We start from the raw sequence: 15,201 nt of genomic DNA, 5'->3' as shown, positions 1-15,201 counted from the left end.
CTGGCCTGGGACGGCGGGGCGGGCGGCGGTACGGGCGGTGCGGGAGCAGGCGGCGGTGCGGTGCGGGAGCGGGCGGGGCCGGTCAGCCGCTTCCCGCACCGCACCGGGAGGCGGCGGGCCCGGTCAGCCGCGCGGGCCGAAGTGGGCCTGCGACAGCTCGCGGTTGGCGTGGGTGGCGAGGAAGATGCCGTTGCCGGCGTGGCTGTGCAGCATCGACAGATCGCGCCACACCCGCTCGATCCGCTCGCCGTGCCGGACCGAACTGGACCCGGCCGTGGGGAAGAGCTGGCTCTCCACCGCCCGCCAGCACAGCCGTACGGCCTCGCGGCTGACCGTGGCCAGCCGCAGCTCCTCCTCCCGGGTGAAGGCCGCCGCCTCGCGGTGGCACAGCGCCTGCCACTGACCGACCGCGTGCAGCACGGCCGCTTCGGCGGTCGCGATGAGCCCGGTGGCCTCGCCGTAGCGGAACTGGTAGTCGGGGTCCTCGGTGCGCGGCACGATCGGGAAGAAGGAGGTGGTGCGCTCGCGCATCAGCTCCTCGTACGCGTCCAGGGCGCCCTTGGCCATGCCGACGGCGAGCACGCCGAGTTCGAGCAGCATGAAGCTGAGCGGGCCGCCGCCGTACTCACCGCCGTGCAGGACCCGGCCGGGCAGCTCGTCGGTGACGGGCAGCTGGCTGAGGTGCCCGACGAGGGTGTGGTGGGCCGGGACGCGGGCGTTCTCGACGCGCAGGCTGTGGGAGCCGCTGCCGCGCAGACCCAGCTGGTCGCCCCAGTCGTCGAGCCGTTCGAACTGGTCACGGGTGACGACGAACATCAGCGGCGCGGGCGGCTGCCCCTCCCCCTGCGGAATCAGGGTGTGGCCGATGAAGTGGGTGGCGTACGGCGCGCCCGAGCAGTAGTTCCAGGTGCCGTTCAGCACCCAGCCGCCCTCGCCGTCCGGCTCGGCCGACCCGGTGGGGGCGACGGTCGCCGGGCAGATGAACTCGCCGCCGGCGAACAGCTCGTCCTGCGTCCGCTCGTCGAACACCGCACCCGCCACCAGCGCGTGGGCGGCCCCGAACAGATACATCCAGCCCGTCGAGGGGCAGCCGCGGGCCAGCGCCGTCGCGACCCTGACGAAGGTCTCGGGGCCGAACCCGTAACCCCCGTAGCGCCGGGGTACGAGGATGCGGTAGAAGCCGGCCCGCGAGAAGGCCTCGTGGGTGTCCTCGGCGTAGTGGCCGCGCTCCTCGGTCTCCGCCTGCCGCCCGACGAGCGTCGCGGCCAGGGCCTCGGCGCGGGCGACCAGTTCGTCCGGGGTGAGGCCGGGTTCCGGAGGTGACACGGGGCCGGCCGCGAAGGTGCCGGGCAGAGTCGTCGTCATGGATCTGGTCCCTTTACGTCTCGGTGGGCGCGGGCGGTGCGGGCTCAGCCGGCGTCGACAGCGGTGTCCGGAGCCGTTGCCAGCGTGTGCAGCAGGGCTCGGAAGCGCTCCACGAGCGCCACGGCGGTGGCCTCGTCGAACCGGTTGTTGTCGAACTTGAGGCTGCCGGCCAGATCACCGTCCGGCAGGACGTCCATGGCCCACAGCCCGCCGTCCGGGATGGCGGAGCTGACGTTCTGGGACAGGACCCGGCGGCGGATCTCGGCGAACCGCGGGCCGTCCGTCCCGCCGTTCTCCCCGGCGAACGGGGACTGGAGCACCTCGAAGGCGACGACGGCCAGGAAGCCGTCGGCGAACGGGGCGAGCAGCGAGGGGCTGTCCTGCGCGATGTGGGCGAACGGGATCTCGTGCTGGTACGCCCCCAGGCAGGCGGCGCGCGCCTGCTCCAGCACCGCGCCGAAGGTGGCGGAGCCGGTGGTGTCGATGCGGATGGGTACGAAGTTGAAGAACGGGCCCACCGAGTCCGCGAACCGCTCCTCGTACCGTCCGGAGGAGAAGGTCGGGAAGACGACGTCGGTGGTGCCGGTCAGGCCGCGCAGCAGCAGGCTGTAGGCCGCGGCGAGGACCATGAACGGGGTGCTGCGGGTGGCCTTCGCGTACCCGGTGACGGCCTTGGACAGCTCGGTGTCGAAGACGAAGCGGTGCACACCGTAGGCGGCGGGCACGTCCTCGCGCGGGCGGTCGGTGGTGATGCCGGTGATCTCGGCCCCCGCCAGCCGCTCGCTCCAGTACGCCCGCTCGCGCTCCGTGCGCGGCCCGTCCGCGCTGTCCTGCTGCCACTGGGCGAACTCCTGGTACTGGTGCACCGGTCCGGTCTCCTGCGGGGCCCGGCCCGCGGCCCGGTCCGCGTAGGCGGTGGCCAGGTCGCGCATCAGCAGCTGTACGGACCAGGCGTCGGTGGCGGTGTGGTGGGTGACCAGGACCAGGACCCCGTCGGTGGCGTCGAAGCGGCCGAACTCGGCCCGCAGGTGCGGCAGCACGGAGACGCTGAAGGGAGCGGCGTCCAGCTCGTTGAGGAAGGCCTCGGCGCGCTCGTCGCGCGGGCGGCCGTCGTCCGGCAGGTCCACCACCCGCAGCTCGGCGGGCGTGGCGGGGTGGACGACCTGGTGACTGCCCGACTCGTCGCCGTGGATCGAGGTGCGCAGCACCTCGTGGCGCTCCACGATGTCGTTCAGGGCCCGGCCCAGCACCTCGGTGTCGAGCGTCCCGGTCACCCGCCAGCCGCACACGAGGGTGTGCCGGTGTCCGAACGCGCCATCGGTCTCGCCCTTGTCGAAGCCGCGCAGGAACTCCTGGTTGAACGACAGCGGGATACGGCGGCCGGGCTCGGCGGTCTCCGGGGACACGTCGGTGATGGTCACGTGGACCAGTCCTTTCTCCTGCGATGACCGGTCCGGGATGCCGACCGGGATGGACCGTGCGGTGGTGGGGAGGTGCGAAGGGGCCCGACGGGCGGCGGACGGGCGGGAGCGCCCGGTCACCCCGCGATCGCGGCCGTGGACAGCTCGGTGAGGTGGCTGTCGAGCTCGGCCACCGTGGGGTTGTTGAAGACATCGCCGACCGTCAGCTCGGCGCCGAACTCGGCCTTGATGCGCGCGATCAGCCGCATCGCCTGGAGCGATTGACCGCCCAGGTCGAAGAAGCTGTCGTCGGGGCCGATCTCCGGCACCCCGAGCACCTGGGCGACCAGCGTGCACAGCAGGCGCTGGCGTTCGCCGGACGGGGCGGACGCGGTGGCGGTGGCCGCGGGCGCCGCGGGCTCGGGCAGCGCCGCCCGGTCCAGCTTGCCGTTGGGGGTCAGCGGCAGGGCCGCGAGCTCCGTGAACGTGTCGGGCACCGCGTACTCCGGCAGCAGGCCACCCAGCGCGGTGCGCAGGTCCCCGGGGCCGGTCCCGCGCGGTACGACGTACGCGGCGAGCCGCTTGTCGCCGGGCTGCGGCTCACGGACCACGACCGCCGCGTGCGCCACACCGGGCAGCTGCCCGAGCACATGCTCGACCTCGGCCGGCTCCACCCGGTAGCCACGGATCTTGACCTGGTCACCGGAGCGTCCGGCGAACTCCAGCAGCCCGCCGGCGCCGCGGCGCATCAGGTCGCCGGTGCGGTACATCCGTGCGCCGTCCGGGCCGGTGACGAAGTGTTCGTCGGTCAGGGACGGGCTGTGGAAGTACCCGGCCGCCAGCCGCTCGCCCGCGATGTGCAGTTCGCCGACCTCGCCGTCCGGCACCTCCGCGAGCCGGTCGTCCAGCAGCCGGGCGTCGACGGTGTCCATCGGGCGGCCCACCGGCACGCCCTCGCGGCAGTCGTCCACGGAGGTCATCGCCGCGTGCGCGACGAACGAGGACACCTCCGTGGCGCCGTACATGGCCCGGACGACCAGCCCGGGGCAGGCTTCGAGGACCCGGCGTACCGCCGTCGGCGCGATCACGTCGCCGCCGGTGAGGACCTCGGACAGGGGCGCGAAGCTCTCCGGCGCCTCCTCGGCGAACACCCGGAACAGGCCGGCGGTCAGGTGCACCGCGCCGATCCGCTCGGCCACGAACAGCCGGCGCAGCGTGTCCAGGTTCAGTTCGCCGGTCGGTGCCAGCACCAGTTGGCCGCCGCGCAGCAGGGGCACCCACAGTTCGTAGGTCGACACCCCGAAGGCGTACGGGGCCACGGACAGGATCCGCCGGTGGCCCTCGCCGTCCCAGCAGGAGTCGGCGGCCAGGCCCAGCACCCCGCGGTGCGTCACGGCGACGCCCTTGGGCTCGCCGGTCGATCCGGAGGTGTGGATGACATAGACGACATGGTCGGGGTGCGAGGCGACGCCGGGGTCGTGGTCGGGCATCGTGGCCAGCGCCTCGTCGGCGGCCGGTTCCAGCAGCCGGCCGCCGAGCACACCGGCCCGGCCGCGCATCACGGCGTCGGTCAGGATCAGCGGGCCCCCGGCGCGGTCCACGATCCGCCGCATCAGCTCCACCGGGTGGGCACTGTGCAGGGGGAGGTAGCAGGCGCCCGCCTTGACCACGGCGAGCAGGGAGACGACCAGGTCCGCGGAGCGCTCCATCAGGACCGCGACCGGCTCCTCGGGGCGCACCCCGAGGGCGAGCAGCCGGTGGGCGAGCCGGTTCGCGCGGCGGTCGAGCTCCCGGTAGGTGAGGGACCCGTCCGGTCCGGACAGGGCCACGGCGTCGGGCGTCCGTGCCGCCTGCGCGGCGAAGCGCCGCTGCACCGAGGCGGTGTCCTCGGAATTGCTGAAGGCCATCGTCCGTCCAATCCGCTCAGCCGTATCCGCGTCCGCGGGCGATGTGGCCCGGCACGGCGCGCTCTCGGGTATGGCGGCCACGTTCACAGAACGCGCCGTGGGGCCGCATCTCCTGGATTGCCGTGCATATCTGACGGAACGTCACTCATGCCCGGACCTGCCGGGAACCAGGATCCGGCCACCCGCACGCGGTCCTCGCGCCGCACCCGGTTCCCGCCCGCGATCACGGAGAGCACGCTCGAAGATGCGCACCGGGTCCGTCGCCGGGCAGCCTGATCGCGGCACCTCCGTGTGCACCCGCGTAAGAGCCGCTCATCCAGGAGAACCATGAAGACCGTCCAGCTCGCCGACGGTGACGCCATCGCCCATGTCCACTCCGTGGAGGAAGGGGTGCCGGTCCTGGCCGGCGGACCGTTCGGCGCGTGCGCGGGGCACGGAGCGTACGGATCCGGAGCCCGCCGTGCGCTTCGCCGTCCACGGCCAGGGCAGTCGTGGCGACAGCGCTGACTCCGTGCCGCCGGCCTTCACCGGACCCCACCGCACCCCGGCTCAGCACGGCCGCAGCCCGGACCCGCCCGCTCGAACGGCCTGGGCGCGTCCGGCGCCCAGGACGTCCCCACTGAAAAGGAGTACCCCATGCGAGCTTGGCTCAAGGCAGGCATCGCCGTGCCCGCCGGTCGACGCAGCAAATGGATCGTTCTCGCCGGCTGGCTGATCGCCGTCATGGCGTTCAGCACCCTGGCAGGGAAGGTGGGTGAGGTCCAGGACACGAGCGCGAACGCGTTCCTTCCGCGCGGTGCCGAGTCCACGCAGGTCAACACCGAGCTGGAGAAGTTCCGTACGGACGAGCTCATGGCGGCCGTCGCGGTCTACAGCGGCGACGAGGTCCTGGGCAGTGACGTCCGCGCGGCCGTGGAGGCCGATCGCACCGCGTTCGCGAAGATCGCGGCGAAGGGGCAGCAGATCCCCGAGGCGGTCCCCTCGAAGGACGGCAAGGCCCTGATGGTGGTCGTACCGCTGTCCTCCACGGACCAGGCGGTCATGGCGGACAAGGTCGAGGAGCTGCGTACCGTCGCCGCCGCGCAGGCACCGCCCGGTGTCACGACCGAGGTCGGCGGCATCGCCGCCGTGACGACCGACGCCGTGAAGATCTTCGAGACGCTCGACAGCACGCTGATGGCGGCCACCGCACTGGTCGTCATCATCCTGCTCCTTCTCACCTACCGCAGCCCCTTCCTGTGGCTGTTCCCGATCTTCGCGGTGGGCTTCTCCTCCGTGCTGACCCAGGCGGGGACGTACCTGTTCGCCGAGTACGCGGGTCTTCAGGTCGACCCGCAGAGTTCGGGCGTCCTGATGGTGCTCGTCTTCGCGGTCGGCACCGACTACGCCCTGCTGCTCATCTCCCGCTACCGCGAGGAGCTGTACCGCAACGAGGACCGGCACGCCGCGATGCGGATCGCCCTGAGCCGCTCGGGCCCCACGCTGCTCGCCTCCGCCGCGACCGTCGCGGTCGGCCTGGCCTGCCTGGGGCTGGCCGACATGAACTCCTCGCGCTCCATGGGCCTGGTCGGCATGATCGGCGTCGTTTTCGGCTTCCTGGCGATGGTCACCATCCTGCCCGCCCTCCTCGTCATCGCCGGCCGCTGGCTGTTCTGGCCCCTCATTCCCCGCTACGGCACGACCCCGCGCGCCGCCCGTTCGGTGTGGGATCGCGTCGGCAACGTGGTCGCCGCCCGTCCGCGCCGGTCCTGGCTGCTGTCGCTGGCCGTCACCGGCGTCCTGGCCCTGAGTGCCTTCGGCGTCAACATGGGCCTGGGACAGTCCGAACTGCTCGAAGGCAAGCCTGACTCGGCGGCTGCCCAGGAGACGCTCGCGAAGCACTACCCCTCCGGTGCCGCCGACCCGGCCGTCGTCATCGTGAAGACATCGCAGACCGATGCCGTGACCAAGGCGGTCCAGGGGACCGACGGCGTCGTCGACGTCACCGTCGCGGGCCGCACACCGGACGGCGAACTGACCCAGCTGGCCGTGGTGCTCGAAGGCGCCCCCGCGGGCGAGGCCGCACAGGGAACCGTCGAGAAGCTGCGCGAGCGCACGGACGCGCTGGTCGGCGGCCAGGCGGCGCAGACCCTCGACAAGGTGAACGCCACCGAGCGCGATCTGTGGGTTGTCGTTCCCGCCGTGCTGCTCGTCATCCTGCTGGTGCTGACCCTGCTGCTGCGTTCGCTGGTCGCCCCGCTGGTCCTGCTGGCCACCGTGGTCGCCTCGTACTTCGCCGCCTTCGGATCCGCGAGTCTCCTGTTCGAGCACGTCCTGGACTACCCCGGCATGGACTGGTCGGTCCCCCTGCTGGGCTTCGTCTTCCTGGTGGCGCTCGGCGTCGACTACAACATCTTCCTCATGCACCGTGTGAAGCAGGAGTCGGCGCTGCACGGCCACGCCCAGGGGGTCATCGCGGGCCTGCGCAGCACCGGCGGTGTGATCACCTCGGCGGGACTGGTGCTGGCCGCGACGTTCGCGGTCTTCGCCGTACTGCCGCTCGTGGCCATGGCCCAGATGGGCGTGATCGTCGGTATCGGCGTCCTCATCGACACCTTCCTCGTCCGGACCATCCTGGTTCCCGCGCTCGCGCTCGATCTCGGCGCCCGCCGCTTCTGGTGGCCCGCGAAGCCGGCCGACCGGGAAACCGCCGCCCCCGGCACGTCCCTCGACGGCAAGGAGCCCGAGCTGGAGCGCGTCTGAGCCGGAGCGCGTCCGAGCGACGCCGACGGTCCCACCACTGCTCCGCCCGTGCCGCCGAGGCCCTCCCAGGGAGGATCTCGGCGGCACGGGCGCGTTTGCCCCCGGTGCCCTCGCCCGGAACGGACCACGTCTACCCAGCATTTCAAGAGATGCCTCCTCACACCCGCAGACGCGACGATTTCGCGGAGTCGCCGAAGTGGCAGCGACCCGAAGCACGGCGGACCCGGTGCCCGCAGCCGAATCCAGCGAAGGAGACATCCCGTGACCACACCACTCAAGATCCTCGCGATCAACGGATCGGAACGGGACGGCAACACCAGCGATGTCCTCCGCCATGCCGCGGCGGTCGCCGCGGCGCGGGGGGTCGAGTGGGAGACCATTGACCTGCGCGACATCCGGATGTCGCGCTGCGGACCCTGCGGCGACTGCAACGACCGACCGGTCCCGTGCGCGCTGGAGGACGGGGTGCCCGGGGTGATCAGGAAGATGGTCGCGGCGGACGGCATCGTCTTCGCCGCTCCCGTACACGGCTTCGGGACGGCCAGCCTGATGCAGACCTTCATCGAACGGGCCGGGGTCGGCTATCTGCGGTTCGACCGGCCGCTGAGCAACAAGGTCGCGGGTGTCATCTCCCTCGCCCGCCGCTACAGCGCCGGCGAGGTCTGGGCCCAGCTGACGGTGAACGCGCTGCTCAACCGCATGATCGTGGTCGGCAGCGGGTTCCCCGCCACGGTCCACGCACTCCACCGGGGAGACGCGCTCAAGGACGACGAGGGCCTGACCAACGTCCGGCGCCTGATCGACCGGATGACCGACATGATGGAACTGCTCGACGAGCACCGCAGCCTGACCGGACGTGACAACCTGCTCGCCGCACGCGAGGTCAACGAGCGCATCGGACTCGCCCTGAACGAGACGGGCCCGTCCGCCGCCGGGGAAGCCGCACCGGACGCGGCGGCTCCCGCGGCGGACGAGCAGCCCAGCGACGAACTGTGGGCACGGCTGTGAGCGCGCCGGCCATGCCCTGTGCCCCGGCCGGAGCGGACCTCCAGGACTTCCTCACCGGCTACCGCCGTGTCAGCCGGGCCTTCCACGACCACACGCTGTCGCCGGGGGAACTGGACGACTGGCGCGCCCGGCGGCTGACCTCGGTGCTCCGGCACGTCACCTGCCGCTCCCCCTTCTACCGGCGCCACCTGGCCGGCGTCGACATCGGGGCCGTCACCCTCGCCACCCTGCACACGCTCCCCTTCACCACCAAGGACGACCTGCGCCGCGAGATGTACGACGTGCTCAGCGGCCCCCTCTCCGAGGCGAGCATCTACTACGAGACCAACGGCACCACCGGGGCCGCCACCCCGTGCCCCCGGGGCGCCGTGGACATCGCGACCTCCAACGTCTCCGTCGAGGAGTCCTGGCGCCGCCTGTTCCGTACGCACTTCGGTGACCGCATGCCGGTGGTCGGACTCATGGGGCCCTCGGAGCTGTACGCGTTCGGTGATGTGTTCACCGATGTCGCCGCCTCGATCGGCGCCTGCCACGTCAAGATCTGGCCGGAGTCCCCCCGGGTCGGCTTCCGCAAGGCCCTGCGGCTCATCGAGGAGCTCGGGGTCGAGGTCATCGTCTGCGCCCCCGCCCTGTGCCTCAGCCTGGCCAAGGCGGCCCTGCACTACGGGTACGACCTGGCGGAACTCCCCGTCAAGCTGTTCCTGGTCCTCGGTGAGATCTGCACCCCCGAGTTCGCCGCCAACGTCTCCTCCGTGTGGCCGCACGCCGTCGTCCGCCCCGCCCTGTACGGCTCCCAGGAGGCCCTGTGCATCGCCACCGGTGCCGACAGCGGCGCCCTCCACCTGGCCACCCCCAACTACCTGGCGGAGCTGGTCGATCCCGACACCGGGGCCCCGCGCGGCGAGTACGGCGAGGGCGAACTGGTCCTGACCATGCTCATCGACGGCATCAAGCCGCTGGTCCGCTACCGGACCGGGGACCTCGTCCGGATCTCCCCGGCGCCGCCCGGAGCGGCACTGCCCGGCCCGGTCGTCGAGGTCGTCGGGCGCGCCGCCGACCGCATCCCGCTGGGCGAGGCCCTGCTGCGCCCCGCGGAACTGGAGGCGGCCGTACTGGGCGGCGTACGGGGCTGCCTGGGATACCAGGTCGTCGTCGACGGCGGCCCCGACGGCGACCGGATCACCGTACGGATGGACCTGCTGCCCGGTGCGGCGGACCCGGCGGCCGACATCGCGGCCCGGTTGCGCGAACGCACGGGTGCCCGGGTCGACATCGCCGTCGACGCGGACATGGACCCGGTCACCCACACCGGCTCCTTCGTCAGCTGGAAGGCCGCCCGGGTCCTCGACCACAGGTCGGGCCTCGACCGGGCGGTGCGTGCCGCCCGGAAGGTCGCGCACCGCTACGCGATCACGACATGAACGGGAGGAGCACGCGATGACCCCGCAAGCACCGGCGGTGAGCACCGTCGGCGTGACCACCCGGACGCGCCGCCTGCCTCCTGTCGACCTGCTGAACGCGTACCGCAATCTCTGCGCGCGGTTCGGCCCCGACGAGGCGTACCTCCTCGAATCCGCGGCCGGCCCGCTGCGCGACCGCAAGTACCAGTTCACCGGGTTCGGCGCCCTGCTGTCCCTCTCGGTCACGGGGAGCGCCGTACGGGTCGAGGGCAGGCCCGCGCTGTGCCGGCTGCTGCTGGAGCGGGCCGGGCCGCTGCTCACCGAGGCACCCGGCCAGGGGCTGAGACTGCGTGGCACGGACGATCTGTGGGCGCTGCTGCGCGCCGCCCAGGGCATGTTCGACGCCCGGGGATCGGCGGATCGCTTCCGCTTCGGGTTCCTCGCCTACTTCGGCTACGACACCGCACGCTACGTCGAGGAACTCCCGTACCTCATCGAGCGGAACTCCGCCCTGCCGGACATTCATCTGGTCCTCCACCAGGGCTGTGTCACGACGGACCTCACCGACGGCGGCACCGAGCTGCTCCTGCACGAGTCCGAGCACTGGCCGCCCCTGGACGAGGAGGAGATCGCGGCGCTGCTGGTGCGTGAACCCGACGCCGGTTCCCCGCACTTCGACGACGCGGACCCGCCCCCCGCGACGGTCACCGACGACAGCGACCCCGAGCTGTTCCGGGCCGATGTGGAGCGGTGTCTGGAACACATCGCGGTCGGTGACATCTACCAGGTGCAGATCGGCCACGAGCTGACGATGCGCTCCGAGGCGGCCCCGCTCGACGTCTACCGCAGGCTGCGGCAGCGCAACGCCTCCCCGTACATGTACATGGCGAACGTCGGGGGTCACTGCACCATCGGCGCCAGCCCCGAACTGTTCGTCCGCATCGAGGGCGGCAAGGTCGTGATGCGGCCCATCGCCGGGACCCTGCCGCGCACCGGTACGGACGACGAGGCCGCCGCGCGGACGCTGGCCCGCGACCCCAAGGAGATCGCCGAGCACACCATGCTCGTCGACCTCTGCCGCAACGACATCGGCCGGATCTGCCGGGCCGACACCCTCGATGTGCCCGACCAGCTGATTGTCGAGCGCTACTCGCACGTGCTGCACCTCGTCTCCACCGTCGAGGCGCGGGTCGAGGAGGGCGAGGACAGTTTCGACGCCATCGCCGCTCTCTTCCCCGCGGGAACGATGACGGGCACGCCCAAGATCCGCGCCATGGAGATCATCGAGTCCGTCGAGCGCAGCCGCCGCGGCCTGTACGCGGGCGCGCTCGGCCTGATGGACATCGGCGGCTACACCAACCTGGCCCTGTGCATCCGCACGCTGTTCCACCACGACGGCGCCTATCGCACCCGGGCCTCGGCGGGCATCGTCGCCGACTCCCGCCCGGAGAGCGAATGGCGCGAGACGCTGGCCAAGATGAGCGCCGCCTACTGGGCGGTCACCGGAAAGGAGTTGCTGTGAAACTGCATGTGGCAGACCCCGCCGGTGAGCGGGACACCGGGCGGCCGCGTGTGCTGGTGGTCGACGCGTTCGACAGCTTCGTCGACATCCTGCGGCAGTACCTCATGTCGGCCGGGGCGGTTCCGGTCATGGTCCGCTCAGACAAGCTCCGGCTGGACGAGGTGCCGCTGATGCGCCCGGACGGCATTCTGCTGGGCCCGGGACCGGGGCACCCGGATGTGTCCGGGCACGTCGAGATCGTCCGGGCGTTCGCCGGCCGGCTCCCCCTGTTCGGGGTGTGCCTGGGGCAGCAGGCCATCGCCCGCGCCTACGGTGCGAGCGTGCTGCCGGCCGACCATCTGATGCACGGCAAGACCAGCCGGATCCGGCACGACGGGCGTGGACTCTTCGCCGGGATGCCCGACGGCTTCCTGGCCACGCGCTACCACTCCCTCGTCGTACCCGAGACGACCGTACCGGCCTGCCTGGAGGTGACGGCCCGGTCCGCGGACGACGGGTACGTGATGGGCCTGCGGCACCGGGCCCTGCCGGTCGAGGCGGTCCAGTTCCACCCGGAGAGCTTCCGTACCGAGCACGGCATGCGCATCATCACGAACTTCCTGTCCGGGGTGCGCGCCTTCACGACGGCCCTGCCCGACGCCGAGGCGGCGTGACGCGGAACCCCGAACCACCGAACCACCGAACCCCGAACCACCTGATCACCGAATACACCGAATACACCGAACCACCGGACACCGGACACAAAGTGCGCACATCCAAAGATGCCGGGCCCTCGCCGAGCGAGAAGAGTCAGTGGTGTCGGCACTGTGCAACGGAGGCGTCGTGACGTACTGGAACACTAGGGCGGAGACCATGCCCCGCCCCCAACTTGAGGCATGGCAATGGCGCAGGCTCCGGCAGGCCCTCGACCACGCCAAGCGGAACTCGCCGTTCTGGAACGGACGGATACCCGACGGCATCGATTCCCCGCAGGACTACGCGGCGCGGATGCCCCTGCTGTACAAGAAGGACCTGCTGGCCGCCCAGGCAGCCGCACCTCCGTACGGCACCTGGCCCTCGCTGGACCCCTCGCGCGGAGTGCGCCACCACCAGACCAGCGGCACCAGCGGCAACCCGCCCATCCGCACGTTCGACACCGAGCGCGACCTGGCGTGGTCCGTGGACACCTTCTGCACCGCGCTGCACGCCAACGGGGTGCGCCCGCACCACAAGGGGCTGGTGGCCTTCGGCTACGGCCTCTTCGCCGGGTTCTGGGGCATGCACTACGCGCTGGAGCGCATGGGCTGCACCATCGTCCCGGCCGGCGGCCTCGACTCCAGGACCGTCGTACGGCTGCTGGTCGACTACCGGATCGAAGTGCTCGGACTCACCCCCAGCTACGCGATGCGGCTGATCGAGACCGCCCGCGAGATGGGGGTCGACCTCGCCCGCGACGCGAACGTCCAGGTGATGCTCGCCGGTGCCGAACCGCGTTCCGACTTCACCACCCGGACCATCGAGGAGGCCTTCGGCGCCCGCGTCTTCAACGCGGCCGGTACCACCGAGTTCGGCGGTGTCTTCATGTTCGAGTGCCCGCAGCGGCGCGGCGCCTGCCACATCAACGAGCCCTCCTGCTACGACGAGGTGCTGGACCCCGAGACCCTCCAGCCGGTCGGCTACGGCGAGGAGGGCGTCCGCGTCACCACCGGCCTGGCCCGTGAGAGCATCCAGCTCTTCCGGCACTGGACCGAGGACGTGGTGGTCAAGCGGCCGTACGGCGAGTGCGGCTGTGGAAGGACCTGGGACTTCTACGACGGCGGCATCCTGCGGCGCGTCGACGACATGCGCAAGATCAGGGGCGTCTCCATCACCCCCGTCATGATCGAGGACGTCGTACGCGGCTTCGCCGAGGTCAACGAGTTCCACTCCGCGATCCGCACCGTCCGCGGTCTCGACACCATCCACGTCAAGATCGACGCGGGAGGGCTCGGAGCGGAGGCCGCGCGCCTGCTGTGCGCGCGCATCACCGAGGAGTTCAAGCGCGAGATCGGCATCCGGCCCCAAGTGGAGCTGGCTCCGGCGGGCAGCCTGCCCCGAACGAACTGGAAGGCGGCACGACTTCATGACGAACGAGTCCTCACAGCTCACGGCTGAGCCCCCGGCGGCCGGGATCCTGACGCCCCGGCAGCCCGTGGCCGAGCACGAGTACCTGACCGCGGAGCAGGAGATCCACCTCCTGGAGAGCTACCGCACGCTGGGCTACCTCGCGGAGAACTGCCGGGTCCCGTCCGTGCTCGCCGCCGTACGGGCCTCGCTCGCCGAGCTCCGGATCGCCCTCGACGGGCAGGCCGTGGAATTCGACTACTACCGGAACACCGACCGGGTGCTCAGCGTGTGACCGCCCGGTGATGCCGAAGGGGCGGTACCCCGGCCGGGGTACCGCCCCTTCGGCATCACCTCCCGCGGATCAGCCGGCGCTGCCCCGCACCGCGTTCTCCAGCTGCGCCCCGGTGTAGACCTCCATACCGGTGAAGTACTCCACGCGCAGGCTCTGCGGGCTCCGGACCCCGTTCTCGTCCCGGTCCTGCTCGTAGGTGTCCAGCAGCTGCTGGGCCTCCTCGGTCGCCTGCGCGAAGCGCTCGACCGGGTCCACGCCGTCCAGCAGCACGTCCCCCATCGCCCGCGTCATCACGTCCTGGGCCCCGGCGAAGTCGCCGAACAGCGCGCCGCGGCACGGCGGGACACCCTCGCCCTCGCCCTCCGCGTAGGTGTTGAGCTGCGCGCTCGCCAGACCGTGGAAGGGGTTCTCCTCGAACCAGCCCTCGCTCTCCAGCAGCCGGTAGGAGGAGCGGGTGACCGGCACGAAGCTGCTCGCGACATGACGGTCGGCGGCGTTGCGCGGACTGTTCATGAACTGCATGAACGCCAGCGCGCCGTCCTGTGTCACCTCGTCCAGACCGTTGGCCAGCCACAGCGACGTACCGGCGATGATGTTCCCGCCGTACGGCTGGCCGTCGGGTCCCGGGCAGCGGCCGACCGCCATCTCGAAGCCCGAGTTCTGCGCGGCCTGCGCCATGTAGTTCAGGTCGTTGGAGGACGTGATGCGCAGCGCGACGTCCTGGTCCGCGAAGGCCTTCATATTGCCCTCCCAGTCCGGGATCTTGCCGGTGTAGAGGTAGTGCCCGTCGCTGTGCAGCCGCTGCCACCACTGCACCCAGCCCAGCATCTCCGGCGAGGAGAGGTCCAGCCGGCCGGCCCGGCCGGAGCGGCCGTTGTCGTTGTCGGCCAGCTGCCCGCCCTGGACGGCCAGCGCCTGCTGGAAGAACAGACCGTGGTTCGACCAGGTCACCCCGTGCGACGGCCCGTTCTCCAGGGCGGCCACCGCCTCGCACGCGGTCTCGATCTCCCCCCAGGTCCGCGGCAGCTCGTCCACACCGGCGGCCCGCAGAAGGTCCTTGTTGCCGTAGATCAGCATGGCCGTCACCACGGCCGGCATCGAGGTCAGGTCGCCGTCGACCGAGTAGTACTCCCGCACGGCCGGCAGGATGTCGCCGAGGACGACGGGCTCGCCGAGGATCTCGGTGCGCCCGGCGACGGCCTTCTCGACCGAGGTGAACAGCGGCCTCCCGTCGCGGGTCCGTGAGTCGCGGGCGGCCTGGGTGACGGCGAAGTAGTACTCGGCGACCGCCGGCGGACGGCCCTGCTCGGCCGCCTCCGCTATCTCCTCGGAGAGCGTACGGAAGTCACGCCCCTCAAGGTTGATCCGGTACTCGGGGTGCGCCTTCTCGAACGCGGCGGCCAGCCCGTGCAGCCGGTCCATGTAGCCGGGGAACGTCAGGTCGGCCACCCAGACGTCGATCACGGTTGCGGCGGTCATC

The 15,201-nt window shown here is 71.6% G+C and carries 11 protein-coding genes; 7 read left to right on the top strand and 4 right to left on the bottom strand.

From position 1 onward, the window contains the following. Window positions 1-123 precede the first annotated feature (123 nt). The 3 genes from ABT170_RS34935 to ABT170_RS34925 form a co-directional block, all read right to left on the bottom strand. Complete coding sequence (locus ABT170_RS34935) at window positions 124-1,365, bottom strand: acyl-CoA dehydrogenase family protein (RefSeq protein WP_329941267.1); 1,242 nt, start codon at window positions 1,363-1,365, stop codon at window positions 124-126. A gap of 44 nt (window positions 1,366-1,409) precedes the next feature. Then, entirely contained in the window at window positions 1,410-2,786 is a 1,377-nt protein-coding gene (locus ABT170_RS34930) for a condensation domain-containing protein (protein WP_351874256.1), read from the bottom strand. 116 nt (window positions 2,787-2,902) lie between these two features. Continuing rightward, a complete protein-coding gene (locus ABT170_RS34925; RefSeq protein WP_351874253.1) occupies window positions 2,903-4,672 on the bottom strand; it encodes a non-ribosomal peptide synthetase in 1,770 nt (589 codons plus the stop codon). Window positions 4,673-5,308: 636 nt separating this feature from the next. Between ABT170_RS34925 and ABT170_RS34920 the strand changes: the two genes are divergently transcribed. The 7 genes from ABT170_RS34920 (at window position 5,309) to ABT170_RS34890 (ending at window position 13,721) form a co-directional block, all read left to right on the top strand. Further along, complete coding sequence (locus tag ABT170_RS34920; RefSeq protein ID WP_329941270.1) at window positions 5,309-7,414, top strand: MMPL family transporter; 2,106 nt, start codon at window positions 5,309-5,311, stop codon at window positions 7,412-7,414. 261 nt (window positions 7,415-7,675) lie between these two features. Then, window positions 7,676-8,422, top strand: coding sequence for a flavodoxin family protein (locus ABT170_RS34915; protein WP_351874250.1), 747 nt, complete (start codon window positions 7,676-7,678; stop codon window positions 8,420-8,422). Between the two features lie 11 nt (window positions 8,423-8,433). Further along, complete coding sequence (locus ABT170_RS34910) at window positions 8,434-9,843, top strand: phenylacetate--CoA ligase family protein (protein ID WP_351874247.1); 1,410 nt, start codon at window positions 8,434-8,436, stop codon at window positions 9,841-9,843. A 16-nt stretch (window positions 9,844-9,859) separates the two neighbouring features. Further along, window positions 9,860-11,344 (top strand): anthranilate synthase component I family protein, encoded by a 1,485-nt coding sequence (locus tag ABT170_RS34905; RefSeq protein WP_329941273.1) that lies wholly within the window; start codon window positions 9,860-9,862, stop codon window positions 11,342-11,344. Next, window positions 11,341-11,997: an anthranilate synthase component II gene (locus tag ABT170_RS34900; RefSeq protein WP_329941274.1), complete on the top strand. Its 657-nt coding sequence runs from the start codon at window positions 11,341-11,343 to the stop codon at window positions 11,995-11,997. The genes ABT170_RS34905 and ABT170_RS34900 overlap by 4 nt, the downstream gene beginning before the upstream one ends. A 169-nt stretch (window positions 11,998-12,166) precedes the next feature. Beyond that, on the top strand, window positions 12,167-13,477 hold the full coding sequence (locus ABT170_RS34895; RefSeq protein WP_329941275.1) for a phenylacetate--CoA ligase family protein: 1,311 nt from the start codon (window positions 12,167-12,169) through the stop codon (window positions 13,475-13,477). Next, the gene (locus tag ABT170_RS34890; protein ID WP_351874242.1) at window positions 13,446-13,721 is read left to right on the top strand and encodes a DUF6052 family protein; all 276 of its coding nucleotides are present in this window, start codon (window positions 13,446-13,448) and stop codon (window positions 13,719-13,721) included. Before ABT170_RS34895 ends, ABT170_RS34890 begins: the two co-directional genes overlap by 32 nt. 69 nt (window positions 13,722-13,790) lie before the next feature. On the opposite strand, the gene ABT170_RS34885 is transcribed toward ABT170_RS34890, so the two are convergent. Continuing rightward, window positions 13,791-15,200, bottom strand: coding sequence for an extracellular solute-binding protein (locus ABT170_RS34885; RefSeq protein ID WP_329941277.1), 1,410 nt, complete (start codon window positions 15,198-15,200; stop codon window positions 13,791-13,793). Window position 15,201 lies beyond the last annotated feature (1 nt).

Origin of the sequence: Streptomyces sp. NPDC001787 (assembly GCF_040297465.1) — a bacterium.
GTDB lineage: Bacteria > Actinomycetota > Actinomycetes > Streptomycetales > Streptomycetaceae > Streptomyces.
Note: the sequence above shows the minus strand (reverse complement) of the source record. Positions and strands in the feature narration are given on the sequence as shown.